Annotated in this window: 20 protein-coding genes and 1 riboswitch; of the genes, 9 read left to right on the top strand and 11 right to left on the bottom strand. The window is 73.5% G+C overall.

Annotated elements, in window-relative coordinates:
• Window positions 1-71: 71 nt before the first annotated feature.
• On the top strand, window positions 72-659 hold the full coding sequence (locus MWU57_RS03680) for a DNA-3-methyladenine glycosylase I (RefSeq protein ID WP_246907313.1): 588 nt from the start codon (window positions 72-74) through the stop codon (window positions 657-659).
• A 143-nt stretch (window positions 660-802) separates the two neighbouring features.
• Here the strand turns inward: MWU57_RS03680 and MWU57_RS03675 are convergent, their stop codons facing one another.
• Genes MWU57_RS03675 through MWU57_RS03665 form a run of 3 tightly spaced genes read right to left on the bottom strand, consistent with a single transcriptional unit; the run spans window position 803 to window position 2,102 of the window.
• On the bottom strand, window positions 803-1,144 hold the full coding sequence (locus MWU57_RS03675) for a YciI family protein (protein WP_246907311.1): 342 nt from the start codon (window positions 1,142-1,144) through the stop codon (window positions 803-805).
• Window positions 1,141-1,611, bottom strand: coding sequence for a hypothetical protein (locus MWU57_RS03670; protein ID WP_246907309.1), 471 nt, complete (start codon window positions 1,609-1,611; stop codon window positions 1,141-1,143). Before MWU57_RS03670 ends, MWU57_RS03675 begins: the two co-directional genes overlap by 4 nt.
• A gap of 29 nt (window positions 1,612-1,640) precedes the next feature.
• Window positions 1,641-2,102: a hypothetical protein gene (locus MWU57_RS03665; protein ID WP_246907307.1), complete on the bottom strand. Its 462-nt coding sequence runs from the start codon at window positions 2,100-2,102 to the stop codon at window positions 1,641-1,643.
• Between the two features lie 53 nt (window positions 2,103-2,155).
• Here MWU57_RS03665 and MWU57_RS03660 point away from each other — a divergent pair, with 53 nt between their 5' ends.
• From MWU57_RS03660 to MWU57_RS03650, 3 genes are all read left to right on the top strand, one after another.
• Complete coding sequence (locus tag MWU57_RS03660) at window positions 2,156-2,884, top strand: ZIP family metal transporter (RefSeq protein WP_246907305.1); 729 nt, start codon at window positions 2,156-2,158, stop codon at window positions 2,882-2,884.
• A 5-nt stretch (window positions 2,885-2,889) separates the two neighbouring features.
• On the top strand, window positions 2,890-4,038 hold the full coding sequence (locus tag MWU57_RS03655) for an App1 family protein (protein ID WP_246907303.1): 1,149 nt from the start codon (window positions 2,890-2,892) through the stop codon (window positions 4,036-4,038).
• 62 nt (window positions 4,039-4,100) lie between these two features.
• Complete coding sequence (locus MWU57_RS03650; RefSeq protein WP_246907301.1) at window positions 4,101-4,469, top strand: nuclear transport factor 2 family protein; 369 nt, start codon at window positions 4,101-4,103, stop codon at window positions 4,467-4,469.
• Window positions 4,470-4,478: 9 nt separating this feature from the next.
• Here the strand turns inward: MWU57_RS03650 and MWU57_RS03645 are convergent, their stop codons facing one another.
• The 8 genes from MWU57_RS03645 to MWU57_RS03610 form a co-directional block, all read right to left on the bottom strand.
• Complete coding sequence (locus MWU57_RS03645) at window positions 4,479-4,979, bottom strand: GNAT family N-acetyltransferase (RefSeq protein WP_246907299.1); 501 nt, start codon at window positions 4,977-4,979, stop codon at window positions 4,479-4,481.
• A 38-nt stretch (window positions 4,980-5,017) separates the two neighbouring features.
• Window positions 5,018-6,079, bottom strand: coding sequence for a bifunctional 2-polyprenyl-6-hydroxyphenol methylase/3-demethylubiquinol 3-O-methyltransferase UbiG (locus tag MWU57_RS03640; RefSeq protein WP_246907297.1), 1,062 nt, complete (start codon window positions 6,077-6,079; stop codon window positions 5,018-5,020).
• Window positions 6,080-6,173: 94 nt separating this feature from the next.
• Window positions 6,174-6,740: a DUF488 family protein gene (locus MWU57_RS03635; RefSeq protein WP_246907295.1), complete on the bottom strand. Its 567-nt coding sequence runs from the start codon at window positions 6,738-6,740 to the stop codon at window positions 6,174-6,176.
• Between the two features lie 47 nt (window positions 6,741-6,787).
• A complete protein-coding gene (locus tag MWU57_RS03630; protein ID WP_246907293.1) occupies window positions 6,788-7,885 on the bottom strand; it encodes a hypothetical protein in 1,098 nt (365 codons plus the stop codon).
• Window positions 7,886-7,960: 75 nt separating this feature from the next.
• Window positions 7,961-8,632 carry a response regulator gene (locus MWU57_RS03625; RefSeq protein ID WP_246907291.1) on the bottom strand — a complete coding sequence of 224 codons (672 nt, stop codon included), beginning with the start codon at window positions 8,630-8,632 and terminating at the stop codon, window positions 7,961-7,963.
• Entirely contained in the window at window positions 8,629-10,002 is a 1,374-nt protein-coding gene (locus MWU57_RS03620; RefSeq protein WP_246907289.1) for a sensor histidine kinase, read from the bottom strand. The genes MWU57_RS03625 and MWU57_RS03620 overlap by 4 nt, the downstream gene beginning before the upstream one ends.
• Before the next feature lie 79 nt (window positions 10,003-10,081).
• On the bottom strand, window positions 10,082-10,729 hold the full coding sequence (locus tag MWU57_RS03615) for a 1-acyl-sn-glycerol-3-phosphate acyltransferase (protein WP_106265646.1): 648 nt from the start codon (window positions 10,727-10,729) through the stop codon (window positions 10,082-10,084).
• Window positions 10,730-10,744: 15 nt separating this feature from the next.
• Window positions 10,745-11,989, bottom strand: a complete 1,245-nt coding sequence (locus MWU57_RS03610; protein WP_246907287.1) for an NYN domain-containing protein — start codon at window positions 11,987-11,989, stop codon at window positions 10,745-10,747.
• Between the two features lie 305 nt (window positions 11,990-12,294).
• Here MWU57_RS03610 and MWU57_RS03605 point away from each other — a divergent pair, with 305 nt between their 5' ends.
• From MWU57_RS03605 to metE, 5 genes are all read left to right on the top strand, one after another.
• Window positions 12,295-13,332: a multicopper oxidase domain-containing protein gene (locus MWU57_RS03605; protein ID WP_246907286.1), complete on the top strand. Its 1,038-nt coding sequence runs from the start codon at window positions 12,295-12,297 to the stop codon at window positions 13,330-13,332.
• Between the two features lie 139 nt (window positions 13,333-13,471).
• Complete coding sequence (locus MWU57_RS03600; protein WP_246907285.1) at window positions 13,472-17,401, top strand: ThuA domain-containing protein; 3,930 nt, start codon at window positions 13,472-13,474, stop codon at window positions 17,399-17,401.
• A 114-nt stretch (window positions 17,402-17,515) separates the two neighbouring features.
• Window positions 17,516-19,996, top strand: a complete 2,481-nt coding sequence (locus tag MWU57_RS03595; protein WP_246907284.1) for an OmpL47-type beta-barrel domain-containing protein — start codon at window positions 17,516-17,518, stop codon at window positions 19,994-19,996.
• Window positions 19,997-20,123: 127 nt separating this feature from the next.
• A riboswitch (SAM riboswitch) is annotated at window positions 20,124-20,231 on the top strand.
• Window positions 20,232-20,236: 5 nt separating this feature from the next.
• Window positions 20,237-21,235 carry a methylenetetrahydrofolate reductase gene (locus tag MWU57_RS03590; RefSeq protein WP_246907283.1) on the top strand — a complete coding sequence of 333 codons (999 nt, stop codon included), beginning with the start codon at window positions 20,237-20,239 and terminating at the stop codon, window positions 21,233-21,235.
• Window positions 21,236-21,286: 51 nt separating this feature from the next.
• Window positions 21,287-23,764 (top strand): 5-methyltetrahydropteroyltriglutamate--homocysteine S-methyltransferase, encoded by a 2,478-nt coding sequence (metE, locus tag MWU57_RS03585; RefSeq protein WP_246907282.1) that lies wholly within the window; start codon window positions 21,287-21,289, stop codon window positions 23,762-23,764.
• Window positions 23,765-23,978 lie beyond the last annotated feature (214 nt).

The raw sequence follows: 23,978 nt of genomic DNA, 5'->3' as shown, positions 1-23,978 counted from the left end.
GCGGGAGGGGGGTGTTGTCGGCCTGTGGACGGCTCGCGCCGGGTGTCGGTCCCTTCCGTCAGGCTGTGGACATGACCCAGGAGACGACACCGGCCCCCGCCGCGCGCTGCTTCGGCGACGGCGACGAGCTCTACGCCGCGTACCACGACACGGAGTGGGGCCACCCGGTGCACGGCGAGGCCGAGCTGCTCGAACGGATCGCCCTCGAGGGGTTCCAGTCCGGCCTGTCCTGGCTGACGATCCTGCGCAAGCGCGACGCGTTCCGCGAGGTCTTCGGCGGGTTCGAGCCCGAGCACGTGGCGGCCATGACGCCCGACGACGTCGAGCGGCTCCTGGGCGACGCCCGGATCGTGCGCAACCGCGCCAAGATCGAGGCCACGATCGGGAACGGGCGCGCGGTCCTGGCCCTGCACGACTCCGGACGCACCCTCGACGAGCTGTTCTGGTCCTTCGCTCCCCCGCCGCGCGCCGAGCGCGTGGCCACCTGGCAGGACGTGCCGGCGGCCACCGACGAGTCGAAGGCGCTCGCCAAGGCCCTCAAGAAGGAGGGCTTCCGGTTCTTCGGCCCGACGACGGCGTACGCGGCCATGCAGGCGTGCGGGCTGGTCGACGACCACCTCGCCACGTGCCCCGTGGTCGCCCGGCCCTCGGCCGCGTAGCACCGGCCGCTCGGCACCGGGTGGCGACGAGACGGACTCCGCCCGAGGGTGAGGTCATGGCACGAATCCTGCGCTACCTCCCGTTCGCCGCCGCCGCCTGGCGGTGGTTCCGCAACCGTCGTCGATCTCCCCAGGCCTAGCCGTCAGCTGGCGGGGTCGTCGCCGAACGCCCGCACCTCCTGGGCGCAGCGGCAGGCCTCCGCGATCTTGGCGGCCCACTCCAGCGCCGCCTCGTACGTGGGCAGCTCCAGCACCGTGTAGCCGCCCTCGAGGTGCCGCGTCTGGGGGTAGGTGCCCTTCGTGACGGTCCCGTCGGCGGCCACCCTCACCGGCGGCACGGACTCGTCGATCCCTCCGCCGAACACCCACACGCCGGCGGCCTTCGCCTCGGCCACCACCGCGTGCGCGGCGTCCGCGGCGGCCTGCAGGCCGCCGTCGGACAGGTCCATCTCGCCGCTGGGGAACGAGATCAGGTACTTGGTCATCGCGTCGACTCCTTCGTCGTGGTCCCGGCGTCCGCCGGGCCCGCCTCGTGCCCGGGGCGCCCATGGGTCCGTCGGTCCTGCTTCATGCGCGCCTCGGCGAGGTGCCGCACGCCGCCGGCGAGCTCCTCGCGGGCGCTGCGCTCGTGCTCGCGGAACGCCTGCCAGTAGCCGTCGTCGTAGTCCTCGACGATCTGGAAGGTCCACCGGCCGGCGATGACGTTGCGGCCGACGAGGTCCTCGGAGATCCGGCGCGCGACGTCCTCGTGACCGGCCTCGCGCAGCTTGTCTACGGCATCGCCGAGGGCCAGGTCCGCCTCGCCCGTGAGCTGGTGGAACGTGTACAGGTGGCCCCGGGCACGCTCGACCGTCTCCAGCGCCTCGCTGAGCATGCCGAGCGCCTCGACCGTCGTGTCGGAGACCCCCGCAGGAGTCTGGTGTTCGCCGTCGGGCAGGTCCTTGTGGCTCATCGCCGCATGCTAAGCAGGGCGCGCCCCACTCACCCGGCGGAGCGGGAGTCTCCGCGGTCGGTGCCACGCAGCGCCGACCACGCGCCCGTCGACCACAGCGCGAGCGCGACGAGGACCGCCTGGAAGGGCAGCCGCGCGAGCCGCTTGGCATCGGTGTCGAGACCGAACCCGTCCTTGCCCTCGAGCCACTGGGCGACGTTGCCCGGGAAGATCACCACGAAGAACGCCGCGGCGATCAACCCGACGGCCACCTTCCACCGTGGCAGGGCCACCAGCGAGCCGCCGATGACGATCTCGACCACGCCGGACGCCAGCACCGTCACGTCCTCGTCGACCGGGAACCAGCCCGGCACCTGCGCCTGGAACTCCTCGCGCGCCACCGTGAGGTGCGTGATGCCCGCACCCGCGAGCGCCAGACCGAGGGCGATCCGCGTCAGCGTGCGCGGCAGGGACGTGCGCGGCGAGGGCCGGGTGAGCGCGGAGAGATCCATGCCGGAGATCGTCGCACCGTGCGCCCAGCCTCGCGACCTGGTCTGATAGCGGCGTGGAAGGCTTCTGGTGGGGACTCGTGGGCAGCTCGTCGCTGGTCCTGGGCGCGCTGCTGGTCCTCTGGCGCACGCCGAGCCGGCGGCTGACGGGCCTGATCATGGCGTTCGGCGCCGGCGTGCTCATCAGCGCGGTCGCCTACGACCTGGTCGAGGACGCCTCGGAGTCCGCCGGCGGCTGGCTGCTGCTCGCGGGACTCGCCGCGGGGGCCCTGACCTTCTTCGTGGGCGACCTGCTGATCGACCGCTCGGGGGGAGACCACCGCAAACGCTCGACCGGTGCCCAGAGCGGCGGGGCGGGCGGGGCGATCGCGCTCGGCACGGTGCTCGACGGCGTCCCGGAGTCGGTGGTGCTGGGTTCCACGCTGGTCGGGGGTGGTGGCGTCAGCATCGCGGTGCTCGTCGCGGTGTTCGTCTCCAACCTGCCCGAGGCGATGGCCGCGACGGTCGGCCTGCGCCAGGCCGGCATGTCCACCATCCGTTTGCTCTCCCTGTGGGGCAGCACCACGCTGGTCTCGGCCGTCGCCGCCGGGATCGGGTACGCGGCCCTGGCCGGTGCTCCCCCGGAGATCCTCGCCGTCGTCCAGGCCTTCGCCGCGGGTGCCCTGCTCACGATGCTCGTCGACACGATGATCCCCGAGGCGTCCCAGTTCGGTGGTCCCGTCACCGGGCTGGTGACGGTGCTCGGGTTCGCGAGCGCGTTCGGCCTGTCAGCGATCGGAGGATGAAGCGCATGATGACCGAGACCCCGCACCCGTCGCAGCGGCCGCACCTGGCCGCCGTGATCGAGGACCGCTTCTACGAGGCAGCGGGCTGGCTGCTGCGCCGCGTCGGCTGGCGGCCACGGATGGAGACGTACTCCGGGTACGGCTCGCCGCGTCGGGTCCGGGTCCTCGCGCGGGTGCTGCTGGCGCCGCCCGGCCGGGTGGCCGCGGACAACGCCTACCGTGCCGGGCGCCGGGGGTTCCGGCACTACCTGACGGTGCCCGCCCCGCACCGACGCGTCCTGGTGCAGGTCGGGGGTGCGCAACAGGTCGTGCACAGCGACCGGGCGGGCTACGTCGACGTCCAGGTGGACGTGCCGGAAGACCCTCCGCTGCCGCCGGGCTGGCAGCGCGCCCGGCTGAGCGACGCGGGGGCGCCGACGGCGGCGGAGCGCGCCGCCGAGCCGGTGGTCGCGCCGACCCCGGAGGACAGCGCCGACGCCCCGTTGCTGATCATCGACGCGGACACGCGGTTCGGCGTGATCAGCGACATCGACGACACCACGATGGTCACGTCGGTGCCCCGCCCGCTGCTCGCGGCGTGGAACACGTTCGTGCGGCACTCCAGCAAACGCCGCGCGGTGCCGGGGATGCCCGAGCTCTACCGGCGGCTCGGCAAGGCGCACCCGGAGAGCCCGTTCGTCTACCTCTCGACCGGCGCGTGGAACACGGCGGCGACGCTGCGGGCCTTCCTCGCCCGTAACGCCTATCCCCCGGGCCCGCTGCTCCTCACCGACTGGGGCCCCACGATGACCGGGTGGTTCCGCAGCGGGCAGGCGCACAAGGACGCCAGTCTCGAGCTCCTCATGTCCTGGTTCCCCCACGTGCGCTGGCTGCTCGTCGGCGACGACGGCCAGCACGACAGCGGCATCTATGCCCGCGCCGTCGAGCGCCGGCCCGACCAGGTGGCGGCGGTCGCGATCCGTCGGCTCCGCCCGGCCGAGCAGGTTCTCGCGGGCAACCCGCCCGACGGCGGTGCGGCGGCAGGGCCGGAGGGCTCGCAGCTGGAGGGCGCCGGCGGACGAGCCGCGGTGCCGACCGTCTCGGGCGTGGACGGCCACGAGCTGGCCGAGCGGCTGGCGGAGGTGCCGGGGGTGCTGGGGGTACCGGGCTCCTGACGCCCTGGCGCGGCGCCCGGCGCCCGTGCCGAGGTGTCGGGGGTGCCTGGCACCCTCGGCACATGACTCCGAGAGCACTGGTCGAACAGCTCGCCGCCACCATCGACGGTCACCGCTGGGAGGACCTGCCCGCCTTGCTCCACCCGGACTTCTCCTGCCGGCTCGTCCACACCGGGGAGACCTTCGACCGGGACACCTGGGTGCGCCTCAACGCCGAGTACCCGGGCTTCGAGCGGTTCGAGCTGCTCGACGTCGTCGCCGACGGCAGCCGCGTGGCCTCGCGTGCCCATGTCACCGGGACCACAGCGGGCGAGCGGCAGCACTTCGAGGTGGCCGGCTTCGTCTCCGTGCGCGACGGCCTCGTCGCGGAGCTGACCGAGGTGTGGGCGGACGTCGACCAGAGCGCACCCGAGGGCACCCGGCCGCAGTAGTCGCGAAGCTCAGAGCGCCATGCCCATCACCGTGCGCACCGGGAGGGGTCCGGTGCGGTCGTCGGCGAGGTGACGCATGCCGATCTTCTCGGCCACCCGCCGGGACGCGGCGTTGTGCGGGTGGACGATCGCCACGAGCTCGGCCGCACGGAGGGAGTCGCGGGCCAGGCCCCGGCACGCCGCGGCCGCCTCGGTGGCGTAGCCCTGCCCCTGGAGGTCGGCACGCACGTGGTACCCGACCTCGAGCCTCGCCTCGCCGCCCACCTGCTGCCACGTCAGCCCGCAGTCGCCCACGAACTCCCCGTCCGCCGTCTCCACGATCCAGAGGCCGTGCCCGTGCCGGGCATAGCCCTCCTCGTTCCAGGCGATCCAGGCCAGGGCGTCGGCGCGCGACTTCGGCGCCGGGTAGTAGGCCATCACCACCGGGTCACCGAGCAGCGCGGCCATCACGTCGACGTCGTCGCCGGTCATCTCACGGAAGCGCAGGCGTGCGGTGGGCGCAGGGAGCATCTGGCCACGATAGGGCTTCGCGGGCCCGCAGCCCCGGCTCAGCGCAGCTCGTAGAAGCGCCAGAACCCGAAGTCCTCGATCGGCAGCTCGTCGACGCGCCCGAACCCGGCCTCGCGGGCGTACCGCTCCACGACGTCGCGCCGGATCACGGTGCCGGTGCCGACGCTGTCGGGATGGCTGAGGCTGTCCGGCAGGCAGCACAGCACGCTGAACCCGTACAACGCTCGCTGGACGAGGTCGGCGGGGGCGGTGAGCTCGTCGGCTGCGGCCTCGTCCATGACGACGACGGTCCCGCCGTCGGCGAGCGACCGCCGCACCGCGGTGAGCACCTCGACGGGGTACGGCATGTCGTGCAGGCACTCGAAGAGGAACACGACGTCGTACGGGCCGCCCTCGATCTCCTCGCCGGCGCTGTGCACCATCTCGACGTTCTCGATCCCCGCGTCGGCGGCGTGGGCGCGGGCGCGCTCCACCGACGGGCCGTCGATGTCGATGCCTACCACCCTCGCCTCGGGATAGGCGCGGGCCAGCGCGATCGTCGACCAGCCGAACCCGCAGCCGACGTCCGCGACGGCGGCACCCGGGCGGCCGAGCGCCGCGTGCAGGTGCGGTGCACCGGCCAGCTCACCGGGCAGCACCTGCTCGAACCACGGCCGGTTCATGTCCGCCTGGCCGGTGCGTGCGTCGTCGCCGAGCTGCTGCCAGGAGACGCCGCCCCCCTCGCGGTATGCCTCCAGCAGCGCCGGCAGCTGGATCGCCGACGCCGCCACCAGCCGGACGAACGGCGCCAGGAAGTCCGTGGACCGGATGTCGGTGAAGACGGCGACGCCCTCGGCGTCGAGCCCGTAGCGTCGCTCCCCGCCGTCCCCGGTGGCGTCGTTCGCCGTCAGGAAGCCGGCCGCGGCCTGCTGCTCGCACCACTCCAGGGCGTAGCGGTGGTGCGTGTGCGTCCTCGCCGCGAGCTCGGCCGGGACGAGCGGGCCGGACGCCGCCAGCTCGCGGTACCAGCCGAGCCGGTCGCCGAGGTAGACGGCCAGGCCCTCCATCATCGCGACCCCGGTCTCGAACACGCGGTCCGCCAGGGGTGGTGTGGTCTCCATCTCTTGAGGGTGCGCCCCCACGTGCTCGTCGTGACCGGGAGGGCCGGGTGAAAACGTGCTCCGCCGCAGCCGCATGGTCCGCGAGCACCGTCGGTCAGGCGGGTCCTTGCGCTTCCCGCGGGTAGGTCACCACGCCGTCCGGGCCCACAGCCGGCGTCGCGCCCCAGCGCCCGAGCTCGTGGGCCTGCGGGCGACCACCGTGCAGGAGGTGGACCACCCGCCAACCGCGCGCCGCCAGCGTGTTCGCGACGAGCAGCCGGTGGCAGCGCCAGGGCATCGGCTCGCCGCACAGGACGGCGACGGGCCGTTCCCGGGCCTGTGCGGCGAGCCGTTCGAGGCCGGTCTCGAACGGCGCGGTGAGCGTGTAGTCCGCGTAGTTCTTGAAGCTCGCGTTCTGCCACCCGGCGTTGAGGTCCGGATCCACGTCGCGCTGCTTCGGCCGGCGTCCGGCGAGCTCGGTGAGGTGCTGGTACCCGATGCCCGCGTCCGCGAGCCAGCCGGTCATCTCCTCGGCGTCGAACTGAGGGCTCCGGCGCGACCCGGGCATCCGTCGCACGTCGGCCACCAGCTCGACGTGCGCGGCCCGCAAGGTCTCGAGGAAGGCCTCACGCGGGCAGCTCCAGTGCCCGATCGTCCAGATCTCGCCCGGCGTCGCGTCCAACGGCGGCCTCCTCACCCTCCTGCCGGCTCATCGTAGGTCGGTAGGACTCACCCTCGCCCGCACGCCGGGCAGATGCCGCGGCGGCGCAACCAGTAGGCGTAGGTCGCCGCACCGAGCGCGAGCGACCACAGCGGCCACAGGAAGGCCGGTCCGACGGCCCCCCACGTCTCGGCACCGAGGCCGAGCACCCCCTGGGTGAGACCGAGGGCGATCATCGAGGTCCCGGCGGGCAGCACGGTGACGGCGACGACGGTCGCGGGGACGACCGCGAGGCCCACCGGGACCCGCTTGCCGGCGAGGCCGAGCATCCAGCGCGGGAACACGTCGCCCCACCGCTGGTAGAGGCCGAGGGTGAGCACCGCGCCGAGCAGGGCGAACGTCCCGAGGCCGACGGGGCCGAGGAAGTCCAGCCCGCGCATCGACTCGACGGAGTCGCGGGAGTAGCCCAGCGGGATCCCCAGCGCCCACGCGATGCGGGTCAGGCCGTAGAAGGCCGGGACCGCCGCGGCCACGAGCGCCGCCACCCTGCCCCAGCGCGCCGCCGCGGCAGGAGTCGTCCAGGCCGCGTCGACGCCGTCGTGCCGACGCCCGCAGCGCACGCACGCTCCCCTGCTGCGGCGGGTGGAGCGCACCGCGGCGACGGCGAGGAGCACCGCACCGCACAGCACCGCCGTCTGGAACAGGAAGTCCGGTGCCACGTAGTGGTCGAGAGAGGCGCGCACCTCGGCGCTGAAGAGCGACGTCACGAGGAGCGCGGGCAGGTAGCCGAGCCCGGCCAGGACGGTGGCGTCGACGAGCAGGACGGCGGCGAGCAGCACGACGCCGGTGCCGACGGCGACGACGACGCGCGGTCCTCGCGCGGTGGACCGGCTCCAGCGCATCCAGGCCGCGAGCGCGGCACCGACGGCCGCGAACACCGCGACGCCGGTGGCCAGCGTGTCGACCGGGACGTCGCGGAGCAGGCCGTGGTTGAGCGGCTCGGTCGCCCCCGCGGCTGAGCCCACGGCCCACCGGTGGACGAGCGCGACGACGAGCCCGGCGACCCACCAGAGGACGGCGAGGCTCTCCACGCGGTGGGACGGCCGGCGGCGGTGCGTCCCACCGGTCGGCGACGACGAGTGCTGTGTCGTGTGGTGTGTGGTCATGCCTCGAGCCTCGCCGCCGACGACGCCGGCCGGATCACCCGCCGCGACCAGCGCCCTCACCCGTGCGGGGGAACGTCAGCCGGCGCTGACGAACCCGGACGTGTAGGCGCGCACCACGGCCTGCGTCCGGTCGCGGACCCCGAGCTTGCCCAGCACGTTGCCCACGTGGGTGCGCACCGTCTCGACGCCGAGGTACAGCTCGCCGGCGATCTCCGCGTTCGACATCCCGTCCGCCATGAGCCGCAGCACCTGCCCCTCGCGGTCGGTGAGCCGCGCGGACGCCAGGGCGTCGCCCGACGGCGGGCGTCCGGCGGCGAGGCGGCGCACGGCGTCCGGGAACAGCAGCGAGTCGCCGCGCGCGACGAGCCGGACCGCCTGCGCGATCTCCGCCGGCCGGGCCCGCTTGAGCAGGAACCCCTGGGCCCCGGCCTGCAGGGCGTCGAGCACGTGGTCGTCGTTCTCGAACGTCGTGAGCATCACCACGCGGGGCGCAGGTCCGTGGGACGCCCGGGCGACGACGGCGCGGGTGGCGGCGATCCCGTCGACGCGCGGCATGCGGACGTCCATCAGGAGCACGTCGGGCCGTGCGTCGGCGACGAGCTGCGGGACACCGGCGCCGTCCTCCGCCTCGCCGACCACCGTCACACCGGGCTCGGCGTCGAGGACGACCCGGAGGCCCGCCCGCACGAGCGGTTCGTCGTCGACGATCGCGACGCGGACGGGCGTGTCTCCGCCGGGGGTGCTCATGCGCCCGATCCTCGCGCACGCAGGGGCAGCCGTGCCCGGACGACCCACCGGGCCGTACCGTCCGGGTCGGGCCCGGCCACCAGCTCGCCGTCGAGGAGGCGCACCCGGTCGGCCATACCGGCCAGGCCGTGCCCGCCCGCCGCCCGGTCCGGGACAGTGCCGGTCCCCGCGGGAGGCCGTGGCTCGGCCGAGCCCTCGGACGCCGGCAGCGGGCTCGTGACCTCGACCTCCAGCGTGCGGCCCCGCACCTCGAGGCGGACGTCCACCGGGGCGCCGGGCGCGTGCCGGACGGCGTTGGTGAGGGCCTCCTGGACGATGCGGTACGCCTCGCGCGACACGGCGGGCGGCACGAGCGACCCGAGCGCGTCCGGGTCGGCCGACGACGCGACCTCCGTGCCCGCCTGCCGGGTGTCCGCCACCAGGTCGCCCACGTGACGCAGGTCGCGCACGGGGCCGGCCGGTGGCGACGGCGTCCCGCCCCGGGCCGGAGCGTCCGGCGCCCCCGAGGTGCCACGCAGCAGGCCGAGCACGTGGTCGAGGTCCGCCATCGCCGCGCGCCCGGTCTCCTCCACGGCGGCGAGCGCCCGGCGGGCGGCGTCGGGGTCGGTGTCGATCTGCCGCGCGGCCGCGGCAGCCTGCAGCGTGGTGATCGTCAGGGCGTGCCCCACCGAGTCGTGCAGCTCGCGGGCGAGCCGGCCGCGCTCGGCGGACCGGCGGGCGGCGGCCTCGAGCTCCGCGATGCGGGCCGACTGGTCCGGGCCGAGCAGGGGGACGGCGGCCTGCCGCAGCACCCGGCGGGCGAGCGCCACGAGGTACGGCAGCGCGAGCAGCAGGACGACGGCGAGCGTCAGCCAGGCGGCAGGGCTGTCGCTGATCAGCGGCGTGACACCCCGCAGGAACGAGCGGTCGACGCCACCGACGGACAGCACGAGCTGGGTGGCCACCGGCACCGCGACCAGCAGGCCCACCGTGACCGCGGCGCCGAGCGCGAGGTGCAGCGCGAACCAGGCGGCGCCGCGCCACCGGGTCGCAGCGTTCGGCGAGCCGGACGGTTCGGGCAGGTCACGGGGGTCCACGTCGAGGAACGTCCGCACGGCGAGCACCTGGAGGGTGCGCACCGGCGCGAGGAACGGCGGGGCGGCGACGATCGCCAGGGTCACGAGCGCCAGCACCACCGCGGCCGCCCGCGGGACGTCGGCGGAGGCGAACATCTGCACGAACCCGGCGCCGAGCGTCAGGTACGCCCCGGCGAGGACGCCGCCGATGACCAGGTAGATCCCGGCACGCACCGTGGACCCGGCCACGAGCGGCGCGACGGCGCGCCGCACGCCGGTGTGCCGCCGTCGGCCGCTCGCCGTGCTCACCACCATGCCCGCCAGTCTGCCCAGCGGGAGGTCGCGGCGCCTCCCCCGCCCGGGGGAACGGCCGGCACTCCGACCCGGCGTGCCGTCAGGCGACGAGCTCCTGACCGCTCATCTCGTGGATCGAGCTCATGACCTGGTCGGTGAGCCGGCGTCGCGCCTGGGCGGGCCTGGTACCCGCCGCGATCTGCCGCGACGGGTCGATCGGCACGCCGAACTCGACGCGGATGCCGCGGACCGGCCGCGGCAGGCGCGCACCGACGGGCTGGACCTTGTCCGTGCCGCGCAGCGCGACGGGCACCACGGGCGCCGCCCCGGTGAGCGCGAGCCACGCCACGCCGGTGTGGCCCTTCTGCAGCCGGCCGTCACGCGAGCGCGTCCCCTCCGGGTAGATCCCGAACGCGTCGCCGCGCTGGAGCACCTGCAGCGCGTCCTCGAGGGACCGCTGTCCGGCGCGCGGGTCCTCCCGGTCGACGGGGATGTGCCCCATCGTGGTGAAGAACCATCGGGACACCCGGCCCTTGAGCCCGCGCCCGGTCCAATACTCCGCCTTGGCGATGAACGTCACGTGCCGCGGGACCACCAGGGGCAGGATGATCGAGTCGATGAACGACAGGTGGTTGCTCGCGATGATCACGGGCCCGCGGCGGGGCACGTTGTGCAGGCCGGTGACCTGGGGACGCAGGAACACGTACACCAGGAGCGACAGCACGAGCTTGAGGATGCGGTACGTCACCGGCCCATTGTCCCCTCAGCCGAGGCTGACGAGATAGTCCTCGGCGTCGTCGTCCCACGCGAGGCGGACGGCGTCGGCCGCGGCGGCGGCCTTGCAGAACTGGAGGAAGCCGCCGTAGCCGAGCGCCTTCTCCGAGAAGTCGGGGCGGCGCTTGCGCACGTGGTTCTTGAGACCGGACAGCGCGGCGGTGCCGCCCGCCTCCTGGACGACGGCGCGCAGCAGGTCGAACGCCTTGGCGCTGTCGGGCTGCTCGGGGAGCTCGACCACCGGGTCGCCGGACGACGGGCCGTCGCTCAGCACGATGACGTCCCGGTCGGCGAGGTAGCGCAGGAACTCACCGAACGTGCGGAAGCCGTAGTCGGACTCGCTGAACGTGGGCTCCTTGCGTACCAGCGTGCGCTTGAGCTGCGAGGCGGTCACCGAGCCGGACGCCGAGCCCTGCAGCCCGGCGAGGGTCTGGGCGACCTTGACCTCCATCGTGGGCGGCTCGCCGGTGGGGGCATCGTCGTCCTCGTCGTTGGCGGGCTCCGGGGCCCGGTCCGGGACGTCGACCGGTTCGGGCAGCGTGATCTCGGGCTTCTTGCGGCGGGTCCTGCCGCCCGACGTCGTCCCGGACGCCGTGGCCGAGGTCGCGGTCGGCGTGGCCTCCTCGGCGGGCGGGAGCTCCTCCGCGACTGCCCCGGCCTTGGCTCGCCCGGTCGTGGAGCGGGCGCTGCTCGAGCGGCCGGAGCCGGAGCGACGGGCGGGGCTCTTCTTCTGCGGGGCCTCGGACTCGTCGGGCACCTCGACGCCCTCGAGCCGGTCGTAGAAGAGGAACTCGTCGCAGGCGGACGGCAGCAGGCGCGAGGTGGACTTCTCGACCCCGACACCGATGACGCGCTTGTCGAGCTCGCGGAGCTTGTGCACGAGCGGGGAGAAGTCGGAGTCGCCTGTACACATGACGAACGTCGAGATGTACTCCCGCTCGAAGGCCATCTCGATGGCGTCGACGACCATCTTGATGTCGGCGGCGTTCTTGCGGGACGCGCCCATGCGCTGGGGCATCTCGATGAGCTCGACCTGGTGCCGGGTCAGCATCCGCCGGTCCTCGTCGAAGTACGACCAGTCCGCGTACGCGCGCCGCGTGACCACCCGGCCGCGCACCGCGAGGGCGTCGGCGATCGGCTGGAAGTCGAACTGCATCCCGCCCAGGTGCTCCCGGGCGCCGAGCGCGAGGTTCTCGTAGTCGAGGAAGACGGCAAGGCGCTCTTCGGTGTCCATGCCCGCAGCCTAGGCCCCGGCGAACCGGTCAGCCCTCTCGCGCTCGTCCATCTGGCGCATCGAAGACAAAAGGTGCTTCATCCAACGCTACTTCTGCCGCGTTTGATAATACTTCTGCGTAACGCTTGACAGTTCGACGCCGGTGGGTTGTGCTGTCTTTCATTGCCCCTGGAAACCTGCGGGGCCACGGGCGCCGGCCACGGTGGGCAGGCGCCTGGACCGACGATCGCGTGACGGAGCGCGGGTCGGCCCCGACGCGATGACGTCGTGACCGGCTCGACGGCCTGCCGTCGAGAGGGAGACCGATGAGTGAGCCGACCACCCAGCCACGTCTGACGGCGCTGTCACGACGGGCACTGCTCACCGGGGCGGCGGGCACCGTCGCCACGGGCGCGGTGACCGCGGTGGCGCTCGGTGCGGACGGGCTCGTCACCGCCGCCCCGGCAGCCGCCGCTGACGCGACGACCGACCAGGTCCGGCGCATCACCCTGTACGCCGAGCGGATCGACGCGAAGACCGTGGGCTACGGGTTCGAGCCCGGCAAGGCCACCGTCCCCGGCCCGATCCTCGAGATGTGGGAGGGCGAGACGCTGGAGATCACGCTCGTCAACACCACCGACCAGCGGCTGTCCATCCACCCGCACGGTGTCAACTACGACGTCGACAGCGACGGCAGCCCCTTCAACGACTCCTTCAACGAACCGGGCGAGACGCGCACCTACGTCTGGTCGACCGTCGCCCCGCGGCGGGACCGGGGCATCTGGATGCCCGGGAGCGCCGGCTACTGGCACTACCACGACCACGCCTGGGGCCCGCACGGCACCCCCGGGATCGCGGCCGGGCTCTACGGCGCGCTCGTCGTCCGCCGCGTCGGTGACGTGCTCCCCGAGCGGCAGTTCACCGTGGTCTTCAACGACATGCTCATCAACAACCGGATGGCTCCGGACACCCCCATGTTCGAGGCGAACCTCGGCGAGCGGGTCGAGTTCATCTGCATCGGCCACGGCAACACGTTCCACACCTTCCACCTGCACGCCCACCGCTGGGTGAACAACCGCACCGGCCTCCTGGCCAACCGCGACGACCCGAGCCAGGTCGTCGACAACCGTGACCTCAATCCCGGGGACTCGTTCGGCTTCCAGGTCGTCGCCGGGCTCGGCGTCGGACCCGGGGCGTGGATGTACCACTGCCACGTCCAGTTCCACGCCGACGGCGGCATGGCGGGCATCTTCCTCGTGCGCAACGCGGACGGAAGCATGCCGCCCGGTGCGCAGGCGTCGATCGACCGCTTCCAGGACCACGGCTCGCACGAGGAGCACGCCATGCCCGACACCGCCCCCTGACCCGGGGGTACCGAGAGGCGCTCGACACCCGGGTCCACCCCGGGCGCACGCACCGCACCGATGACGAAGGAGTTGGAGAGTGCTAGCAGCACGAGCAACGAGAACGAGAGGGCGGGCCCGGCCGGGAGCGCCCACGACCATGGCCGTCGGCCTGGCGGGCGCAGCGCTCGTCGTCAGCATGACCACGGTCCCCGCCGCGGCCCAGCCGGCCACCGCGACCCCCGACGTCACCGCCGGGCCGCACGGCGCGCCGCGCACCGCGGTGGCGGGCGCCGGTGGCGCCCGCGTCCTCGTCTTCCACGGTGCGCCGGACGCGCAGGACGACCCCGTCACCGCGGCGACGGCCGCGCTGGCGGAGATCGGCGCCGCGAACGGGTTCACCGTGGAGACGTCCTCCGACCCCGGTGTCTTCACCGACGCGTCGCTCGCCGAGTACCGCGGCGTCGTCCAGCTCTCCTCGCAGGGTGTCGAGCTCGACGCCGCGCAGGAGGCGGCGCTGCAGGGCTTCGTGAGCGACGGCGGCGGATACCTGGGTGTGCGCGACGCCGCCCGGGCGCAGGAGGCGTCGCAGTGGTTCACGGGCCTCGTCGGTGCCCGGATCGCGGGTGCGCAGCCGGACCCCGCGGATGTCGCCGAAGTGACCGCGACCGCGGAGAACCCACCGGACGAGAGCGCGAGCAACCTCGTCGACGGGGACCCGGGCTCGAAGTGGCTCGCGTTCGAACCGAGCGCGACGGTCACGCTGGAGCTCGAGGAGCCCACCGAGATCGCTCGCTACACCCTGACGTCGGCCAACGACTTCGACGGCCGTGACCCGCAGTCGTGGACGCTGCAGGGCTCCGAGGACGGGGAGGTGTGGGAGGACGTGGACTCGCGCACCGACCAGGACTTCCCCCAGCGCTTCCAGGCCCGCGACTTCGACGCCGAGTCCGGGACCGCCTACGGGTGGTACCGCTTCGAGTTCAGCGAGACCGCGGGGGACGACCTCCTCCAGCTCGCCGAGATCGCGCTGCTCGACGCCGAGTCGGTGGACCAGCCCGCACCGGAGCTGCCCGTCGAGGAACGCACCGTCGACCTCGTCGACCGCCAGCACCCCGCAACGAAGGACCTCCCCCTGACCTGGGACCGCGAGGACCGGTGGCTGAGCTGGGCGGACGACCCGTCCGGCGAGGTGCACACGGTCGCCCAGCTCGAGCCGGGTGCCGACTCCGGCCCGGGGACGTCCCCCTTCCAGCCGCAGTCCTGGTGCCACGACTACGACGGCGGCCGGTCCTTCTACACCGGCATGGGCGGCACCGCCGACAGCTGGTCCGACGACGCGTTCCGCGACCACCTGCTCGGTGCCCTGCAGTGGACCACCGGCGTGGTCCGCGGCGACTGCCAGGCGACGATCGCCTCGAACTACCGCATCGACCGGCTCACCGCGGAGAACTCCGAGGGCGAGCTGGACCAGGTCGGCGAGCCGCACGGGCTCACCGTGGCGGCCGACGGCACCGCGTTCTACGTCGGCCGGGGGGCGTGCCCCTCCGGGCCGGTCCCGTCGTGGGACGACCCCGACGTCGGGCTGGGATGCGGCACCATCCACCAGTGGGACCCGGACACCGGGCAGGCGTCGCTGCTGACGACGCTCGACGTCATGGGTAACCGTGGCAGCGGCGGCGAGCTCGTGAAGAACGAGGAAGGGCTGCTCGGGATCGTGCCCGACCCCGACTTCGCCGACAACAGCTGGCTCTACGTCTACTGGATGCCCCACGAGTCGATCGACACCGAGCGCCGCGTGGGCATGCGCACGATCTCCCGCTTCACCTACGACCCCGACGGTCCGCGCATCGACCCGAACAGCCGGGTCGACCTGCTCGAGTGGGAGGCGCAGATCCACAGCTGCTGCCACGCCGGCGGCGGCATGGCGTTCGACGACGCGGGGAACCTCTACGTCGGCTCGGGCGACAACACCTCGTCCGGCGGGTCCGACGGGTACTCCGCCAACAACTGGACGCAGGAGTACGCCGGGTTCGGGTTCCAGGACGCGCGCCGGACCTCGGGCAACACCAACAGCCTCAACGGCAAGATCCTGCGGATCCACCCGGAGGACGACGGGACGTACACGATCCCGGACGACAACCTGTTCCCCGTGGGTGAGTACCCCGCGGACAAGACCAGGCCCGAGATCTACGTGATGGGCGTACGCAACATCTCGCGCCTGCAGATCGACCCGGACACCGACTGGCTGACCGCCGCGTGGGTCGGTCCAGACGCCGGATCGCCGGACCCGGAGCTGGGACCGGCGAAGTACGAGACGGCGACCATCATCACCTCGGCCGGCAACCAGGGCTGGCCGTACTGCATGGGCGACAAGCAGCCCTACCGCGACCGCAGCGACGAGGACGCGAGCGTCCTGACCGATTGGTACGACTGCGACGCCCCGAAGAACACCTCGCCGCACAACACCGGTCTGGTCGACGTGCCACCGGTGCGCGACAACATGATCTGGTACTCCCCCAGCGGTGGTGGCCCTGTCTTTCCCGAGGGCGAGGACGGCATCCCGTCGTACGAGGACGACGAGGCCACCTACACGTTCCCGTGGTTGAGCGGTGGTGGGCAGGCCGTGATGACGGGCCCCACGTACCGTTCGTCGCAGGTCGACCCGGACAGCGACGTCGCCTGGCCGTCGTACTGGGAGGGCAAGTGGTTCCTCGGCGACCAGTCGAACTCGAACAACCGCGTCGCGGTGACGATCGACCCGGAGCAGGTGCCCGACCAGGGTGCGCCCGCCTTCGCCGAGGACCTGCGGCACATCATCCCGGGTGGCCGCGGCGACGAGCTGCTGCAGAGCTGGATGGACGCGAAGTTCGGTCCGGACGGCGCCCTGTACATGCTCGACTACGCGAGCGGGTTCTTCAGCCTCGACCCGAACCAGAAGCTCCTCCGGATCTCGTACACGGGTGGGGCACCCACCCCGGCCGCGACCGCGACCGGTGCGAGCATCCAGGGCGACCCGCTGACGGTGGCCTTCGAGGGAGAGCGGTCCGGCGGCGTGTCCTACCACTGGGACTTCGGTGACGGGACGACCTCGACCCGGGCGAACCCGGAGCACACGTACCCGCGGGTCGGCGACTACGAGGCCACGCTGACGGTCACCTACGCCGACGGGACGAAGTCGAGGACGACGGCGGACGCGGCCACGACGTGCACGCTGCCCGACGACCGGGACACGGTCTTCTTCGGCGACACGGACTCCGGGGTCGAGAACGTCGACCTGGGCGGCTGCACGATCAACGACCTGATCCAGGACGAGAAGGAGTGGCGTACCCACCAGCAGTTCCTGCGGCACGTGAAGTCCGTGTCGAGGGGCCTGTTCGACGACGGCGAGATCTCGCGGCGCGAGCGCCGAGACCTGGTGGACTGGGCGGCACGCTCCCAGATCGGCGTGGAGCCGGGCGGCTACCGCACGATCTTCGACGGGACGCGGGACTCGCTGTTCGACTGGGAGCAGGCGCCCGGGGGCAGGTTCGACCTGCAGCCCGACGGGTCGCTGCGTTCCAGCGGCGGTCTCGGGATGCTCTGGTACGAGGCCGAGGAGCTCGAGGACTTCTCCGTGAAGCTCCTCTACCGCGACGTGTCGGAGGGTGACCACTTCGCCAACACCGGCGTGTTCACCCGGTTCCCGGACCCGACGGACCCCGGCGACGCCGAGTGCGCCGACGGGCAGGACGCGGCGTGGGTCGCGATCTCCTGCGGCCACGAGATCCAGATCTACGACGGCCCGACGGGCGAGCCGCAGAAGACCGGCTCGGTCTACAACTTCGACCCGGTCGGTCTCGACGCCGGCGGCGAGAAGCCGAAGGGCGAGTGGAACGAGTACGAGATCCGGGTGGTCGGCCAGGAGTACACGATCATCCGCAACGGCGTGGTCATCAACGAGTTCGAGAACACGCCCGGCCAGGAGTCCTCCCGGGAGGGCGACCCCCCGACGGACCTGCGCCAGTTCGACAGCGGGTTCATCGGGCTCCAGAACCACGGCGCCAGCGACCTGATCGAGTTCCGCGACGTCCGCGTGGCGGACCTGTAGGCCGCAGCCGGGCCGGTCGGTGCGGGACGTCACCGACCGGCCGGCCCGGCCGACCGGCCGCCACGGGCGGCCACCTCATCTTCCGGAGTCCCGACGCACGAGGAGTGCAGATCCATGGATCGACGTACCGCGCGACCGCGCGGGGCCGGGCGGCTCGCAGCCGCCGTGGTCACCGCGCTCACCGCAGCCACCGTCGTCGCCGCCCCGGCGGCGGCCGCCCCACCACCGACGAGTCCCGTACCGCCGAGCGCCCTTGCCGCTGCCGCCGACGCGCCCTCGGCCGAGGCGGCCGCCGAGCAGACGCTCACCTGGACGGCGGGCAACAGCATCAGCGACTACCTGACGTTCCCGACGACGGCCACCGCCGGACCGGCGACGATCGTGTTCGAGAACAGCCAGGACACCGGCAACACGATCGGCATGAGCCACACGCTCACGTTCGACACGACGACGGAGGGGTACAACCACGACCTCGACCTCGACATCCTCGCGAGCCCGTTCGACGCCAACGGCGGGCTCTACGAGGTCGAGGTCGACCTCCAGCCCGGGACCTACCGCTACTTCTGCGCGATCCCGGGCCACGGCGCGATGGCCGGCGAGCTCGTCGTCACCGAGGACGGTGGCGGAGGTGGTGACGACACCACGGCGCCCGCCGTGTCCGCGGAGGTCACGGGCGACCAGGACGACGACGGCGCGTACGTCGACGGGGCCACCGTGACGCTCGCCGCGACCGACGACGGCTCCGGCGTCGCCGGTGTCGAGTACGACCTGGACGGTGCGGGCTGGCAGGGGTACGACGAGCCGTTCGTCGTCGACGCCGTCGGGACGCACACGGTGGAGTTCCGCGCGACGGACGAGGCCGGCAACACGTCCGAGCCGCAGTCGATCGACTTCACGGTCGTCGAGGGCGACGGCGGCGGCGACGTCACCGCGCCGACCGTGACCGCCGAGGTCGCGGGCGAGCAGGACGACGACGGCGCGTACGTCGGGTCCGCGACGCTCTCGCTCGCCGCCACGGACGACGAGGCCGGCTCGGGCGTCGCCTCGATCGAGTACGACGCGCACGGTCACTGGATGCCGTACACCACGCCGGTGGAGTTCACCGAGCCCGGCGAGCAGACCGTCTCGTACCGCGCGACGGACGAGGCCGGCAACGTCTCGGAGGTCGGGACGACGTCGTTCACGGTCGTCGAGGGCGACGGCGGCGGCGACGACACCACCGCGCCGACCGTGGCCACCGAGCTCTCGGGCGAGCAGGACGACGACGGCGCGTACGTCGGGTCCGCGAGCGCGGTCCTGACGGCCACCGATGCCGGTTCGGGCGTCGAGACCGTCGAGTACGACCTCGACGGCGCGGGCTGGACCGAGTACACCGAGGCCGTGGTGGTCGACGAGCCCGGTGAGCACGAGCTCGTGGCGCGGGCGACCGACGCCGCCGGCAACGTCTCGCCGGAGAGCGTCACGACGTTCACCGTGGTCGCGGGTGACGGTGGGGGCGACACGGTCGCCCCGGTGGTCGAGCCCGAGGTCAGCGGCGAGCAGGACGCGGACGGCGCCTACCTGGGCTCGGCCGCGGTGGCTCTCACGGCGTCCGACGACGGTTCGGGCGTCGAGTCCGTCGAGTACGACCTCGACGGGGCGGGCTGGACCGGGTACACCGAGGCGCTGGTGCTCGACGAGCCGGGCGAGCACACGGTCTCCTACCGGGCCACGGACGCCGCCGGCAACGTGTCCGAGGTCGGGTCCGTGACGGTCACGGTCGTGGCCGCCGAGCCGGGCGACACCGAGGCGCCCACGGTAGAGCACGCCGTCTACGGCGCGCGCAACGACGCCGGCGAGTACGTGGGCAGCGCGTCGATCACCCTCGACGCCACGGACGACGACTCCGGCGTCGCGTCCGTCGAGTACCAGCTCGACGGCGGGACCTGGTACCGCTACGCGTCCCGGCTCACCGTGCCGACCCCGGGCGAGCACACGCTCTCCTACCGGGCGACCGACGTCGCGGGCAACGTCTCTGCGCCCGGGACCGTCACCTTCACGGTGGCGTCCGACGTGCCGGAGGACACCGTCGCCCCCGAGGTGACGGCGTCCGTCAGCGGGGAGCGCGACGCCCGCGGGAGCTTCGTCGGGCGTGCGACGGTGACGCTCGCGGCGTCCGACGAGGGCTCGGGCGTGGACCGCACCGAGTTCCAGGTCGACGGCGGCACGTGGCAGCGCTACGCGGCTCCGTTCGTCGTCGGGTCCGACGGCGACCACGTCGTGCGCTACCGGGCGACCGACGGCGCGGGCAACGCGTCGCGGACCGGTGGCGTCGTCTTCACGGTGGTCGCGCGGGACGGTGACCGGTGCGTCGGTTCCGACGTGCGGCCCACGGTGGTGATCGACGGCAACGACAGCACCGTGGCCAACGTGGACACCGGCGACGGGTGCACCGTCAACGACGTGATCGCCGAGGACGACGACTACCGCACCCACCGGGCGTTCCTGCGGCACGTCAAGCAGGTGACGAGGGACCTCGTGCAGGACAAGGTCCTCAAGCCGGTCGAGCGCCGGCGGATCATCATGGCGGCGGAGCTGTCCAGCATCGGTCGCTGACCCGGTCACCGACCGTCGAACGCAGCGGGCCGCGCTCCCCCGGGGGGCGCGGCCCGCTGCGTTCGACCTGGTGTCTCACTTCGTGGTCAGGCTCGACCGCATCGCGGTCACGGCTTACGATCGAGTCTCACCATCCAGAGCGGCCGAGAGTCCTGGCTCGACGACGCCGCAGCAACCCGTTCTCCGACGGAAGCCTCCCGAGGACGAAGGTGCTCAACACCAGGCCCGATGGAGTGACGCATGGTCGCAGAGGCATCCCTGACGCCACGGCACCGCCCGACGGTGAGCTTCGAGCTCATGCCGCCGCGGCGGCCCGAGGCCGCCCCCAAGTTCTGGGAGACGGCACGCCGCCTGGTCGCGGCGGACCCCGACTTCGTCTCGGTGACCTACGGCGCCGGGGGCGGCGACCGCGCGACCGCCCGCCAGGTCGTGGCGACCCTCCTCGAGGGCACGCCCGTCCTGCCCATCGCGCACCTGACCTGCGTGGGCGCCTCGCGCGAGGACGTCTCCGACGTCGTCGACGAGTTCCTGGAGGCCGGCGTCCGCAGCTTCCTCGCGCTGCGGGGCGACCCGCCGCGCGACCAGCCCGACTGGCGCCCGCCGGCGGACGGGGTGCACTCCTCGATCGAGCTCGTCGCCCTGCTGCGCGAGGTCGAGGCGCGGCGGTGCGCCGCCGACCCGGCCGCCGCCGTCCGCGGCGCGGCACGACCCCTGACCGTCGCCGTCGCCACGTTCCCCGACGGCAACCGCCAGGCGGGGACCACCCGCGCCCAGGAGGTGCAGCGCCTCCTGGAGAAGCAGCAGGCGGGCGCGTCCTTCGCGATCACCCAGCTGTTCTACGCCGCGGACAGCTACACCGACTTCGTCGCCGAGGCCCGTGCGGCCGGCGTGACGATCCCGATCCTCGCCGGGCTGATGCCCACGACCGAGCCACGCCGGCTCCGTCGTGTCGAGGAGCTCACCGGCGTCCCCGCGCCCCAGCACCTGCTGGACGCGCTGGACGCCCTGCCGGACCCGGAGGCGCAGCACGCCTACGGGACCGCGTACTCCGTCGAGCTCGCCCAGCGCGTGCTCGACGCCGGCGCGCCCGGCCTGCACGTATACACGTTCAACAAGTACCGACCCGCTCTGGACCTGCTCGAGGGTGTCCACCTCGGCGGTCGGACGCCGCACGGCGTCCCTGACCTGGCCAGAAGGCCGCTGGTACCGGGCATCCCGACCGAGGCTCCCGCCGTCTGACGCCTGCACCGCAGGAGGCACGACGCGGGACGACCGACACCAGGAGTGCTCATGACCACCACGACCGACACCCCCACCACCCCGGCATCGCGCGCCGCGTTCCCTGGCGGCACGATCCTCGGCTACCCCCGCATCGGCCGGCGCCGCGAGCTCAAGCGCGCCGTCGAGGCGTTCTGGGCGGGCCGCACCGACGCCGTCGCCCTCGAGGTCACGGCCGGCGCGCTGCGCCGCGAGACGCTGCAGCGCCTCGTCGCGCTCGGCCTCGACCCCGAGGACGGATCCGTCCCGGGCTCCTTCTCGTTCTACGACCAGGTGCTCGACGTCGTGGCGCTGCTCGGCGCCGTCCCCGCCCGGTTCCGGGACCTGATCGACGACGAGGACGGCTCGCTCGACCTGGACGGCTACTTCACCGTCGCCCGCGGGCGCGGCGAGGACGCGCCGCTCGAGATGACCAAGTGGTTCGACACGAACTACCACTACCTGGTCCCGGAGATCAGCGAGACCACCCCGATCTCCTTCGCCGACCACCGCATCGTGCGGGAGTTCGCCGAGGCCCAGGAGGCCGGCATCACCACGCGCCCGGTCCTCGTGGGGCCGGTGACCTTCCTCGCCCTGTCCAAGGCGGCCGACGACGCGGGCGAGGGCTTCCACCCCCTCGACCGGCTGGACGACGTCGTCGCCGCCTACGCCGACCTGCTGCGAGCGCTGGCCGCGGTCGGAGCGCCGTGGGTGCAGCTCGACGAGCCGGTCCTCGTCTCGGACACGGTCGACGCCCCCGCCGAGCGGGTCGACGCCGCGATCACCACCGCGTACCGCGCGCTGGCGACCGAGCTCGCCGCCCGGTCCGACGACGACGGCCTCGACGCCGAGGCCGAGCGTCCGGCCATCCTCGTGGCCACCCCGTTCGGCGGGCTGACGACCGGCGCTCCTGAAGGCTCCGCCGACGGTGCGGCGCGCCGGGACGGCCTGGCCCTGCTCGCCGCCACGGACGTGGACGCCATCGCGATCGACCTGGTCAAGGGCGCCGTCCCGACGGGGTCCGGACCGGACGGGACCGTCCCCGGCCTGGCGACGAAGACCCTCGTGGCGGGCGTCGTCGACGGGCACAACGTGTGGCGCGCCGACCTCGCGGCCCGGTTCGACCGGCTCGTCGCGCTCCGCCCGCTGGGTGCCGGTGCCCTGGCCGTCGGCACCTCGACGTCGCTGCTGCACGTGCCGCACGACGCCGACGACGAGACGTGGGAGGGGCCGGCCGCCGACCGCGCCGGGCGCTCCCCCGCGCTGCGTCGCTGGCTGGCCTTCGCCGACCAGAAGGTCCGCGAGGTCACCGTGCTGGCCCGCGCCGTGGCCGAGGGGCCGGACGCGGTGCGCGCGGAGCTGGACGCGGCGAGCGCGGCCGTGGCCGAGCGCGCTGCCGCGGCGGGCGTCGTCGTCCCCGCGGTCCGCGAGCGGCTGACCGCGCTGACCGAGGGCGACTTCGCCCGCGGTGCGCACGACGACCGGGTCGCCGCCCAGCGCGAGCGGCTCGGGCTCCCGCCGCTGCCCACCACGACGATCGGCTCGTTCCCGCAGACGTCACAGATCCGCACGGCGCGGTCCGCCTGGGCGAAGGGCGAGCTCGACGACGAGGCGTACACCGCCGCGATGCGGGCGGAGATCGCCCGCGTGGTCGCGCTCCAGGAGGAGATCGGCCTCGACGTGCTGGTGCACGGCGAGCCGGAGCGCAACGACATGGTGCAGTACTTCGCCGAGCTGCTGGAGGGGTTCGCGACGACGGACCTCGGCTGGGTGCAGTCCTACGGTTCGCGCTGCGTGCGCCCGCCGATCCTCTGGGGCGACGTGACGCGGCCGGCGCCGATGACGGTCGAGTGGACCCGCTACGCCCAGTCGCTCACGGCGCGCCCGGTCAAGGGCATGCTGACCGGGCCGGTGACGATCCTCGCGTGGTCGTTCGTGCGCGACGACCAGCCGCTGGCGGACACGGCCAACCAGGTGGCGCTCGCCCTGCGCGACGAGGTGCGCGACCTCGAGGCCGCCGGCACCGCCGTCGTGCAGGTGGACGAGCCCGCCCTGCGCGAGCTGCTGCCGCTGCGCCGCGCGGACCAGCCGGACTACCTGCGCTGGTCCGTCGGGGCGTTCCGGCTGGCGACGGCCGGGGCCGGCGCCTCCACGCAGGTGCACACGCACCTGTGCTACTCGGAGTTCGGCGAGGTCATCGGCGCGATCGACGGGCTGGACGCGGACGTGACGTCCATCGAGGCGGCGCGCTCGCGCATGGAGGTCGTGCCGGAGCTGCACGCCGCGGGGTACGCGCGCGGCGTCGGACCGGGCGTCTACGACATCCACTCCCCCCGGGTCCCGTCCGTGGACGAGGTCACCGAGCTCCTGCGGCTCGCGGTGGGCTCGATCGACCCGGACGTGGTGTGGGTCAACCCGGACTGCGGGCTGAAGACCCGCGGGTACGCCGAGGTGGAGCCGTCGCTGCGTCACCTGGTCGCGGCGGCGCAGGCGGTCCGCGCCGGCCTCTGAGCCCCGGCACCGCCGTCGCCCCGAGCGTTGCCCCGAGGGGGTGAGCAATCTCATCGCTCGGGGCGGCGGCCCTGTGCCACCATGGTGGGCAGGGCCGCCGCACGGGCGGACCGACGGATCGGTACGAGGAGCGAGAGATGCAGCGCGTCGTCGCGGGGAGCGGGGTGGCCCTCAGGGCCTGCTCAGGCAACCCGTCGACCCAGGCCGCCTGCCG

The sequence above is a fragment of the Isoptericola sp. S6320L genome, assembly GCF_023015685.1.
Classification (GTDB): domain Bacteria; phylum Actinomycetota; class Actinomycetes; order Actinomycetales; family Cellulomonadaceae; genus Isoptericola; species Isoptericola halotolerans_A.
The sequence above is the reverse complement of the archived record's forward strand: the minus strand, read 5'-3'. Positions and strand labels throughout refer to the sequence as shown.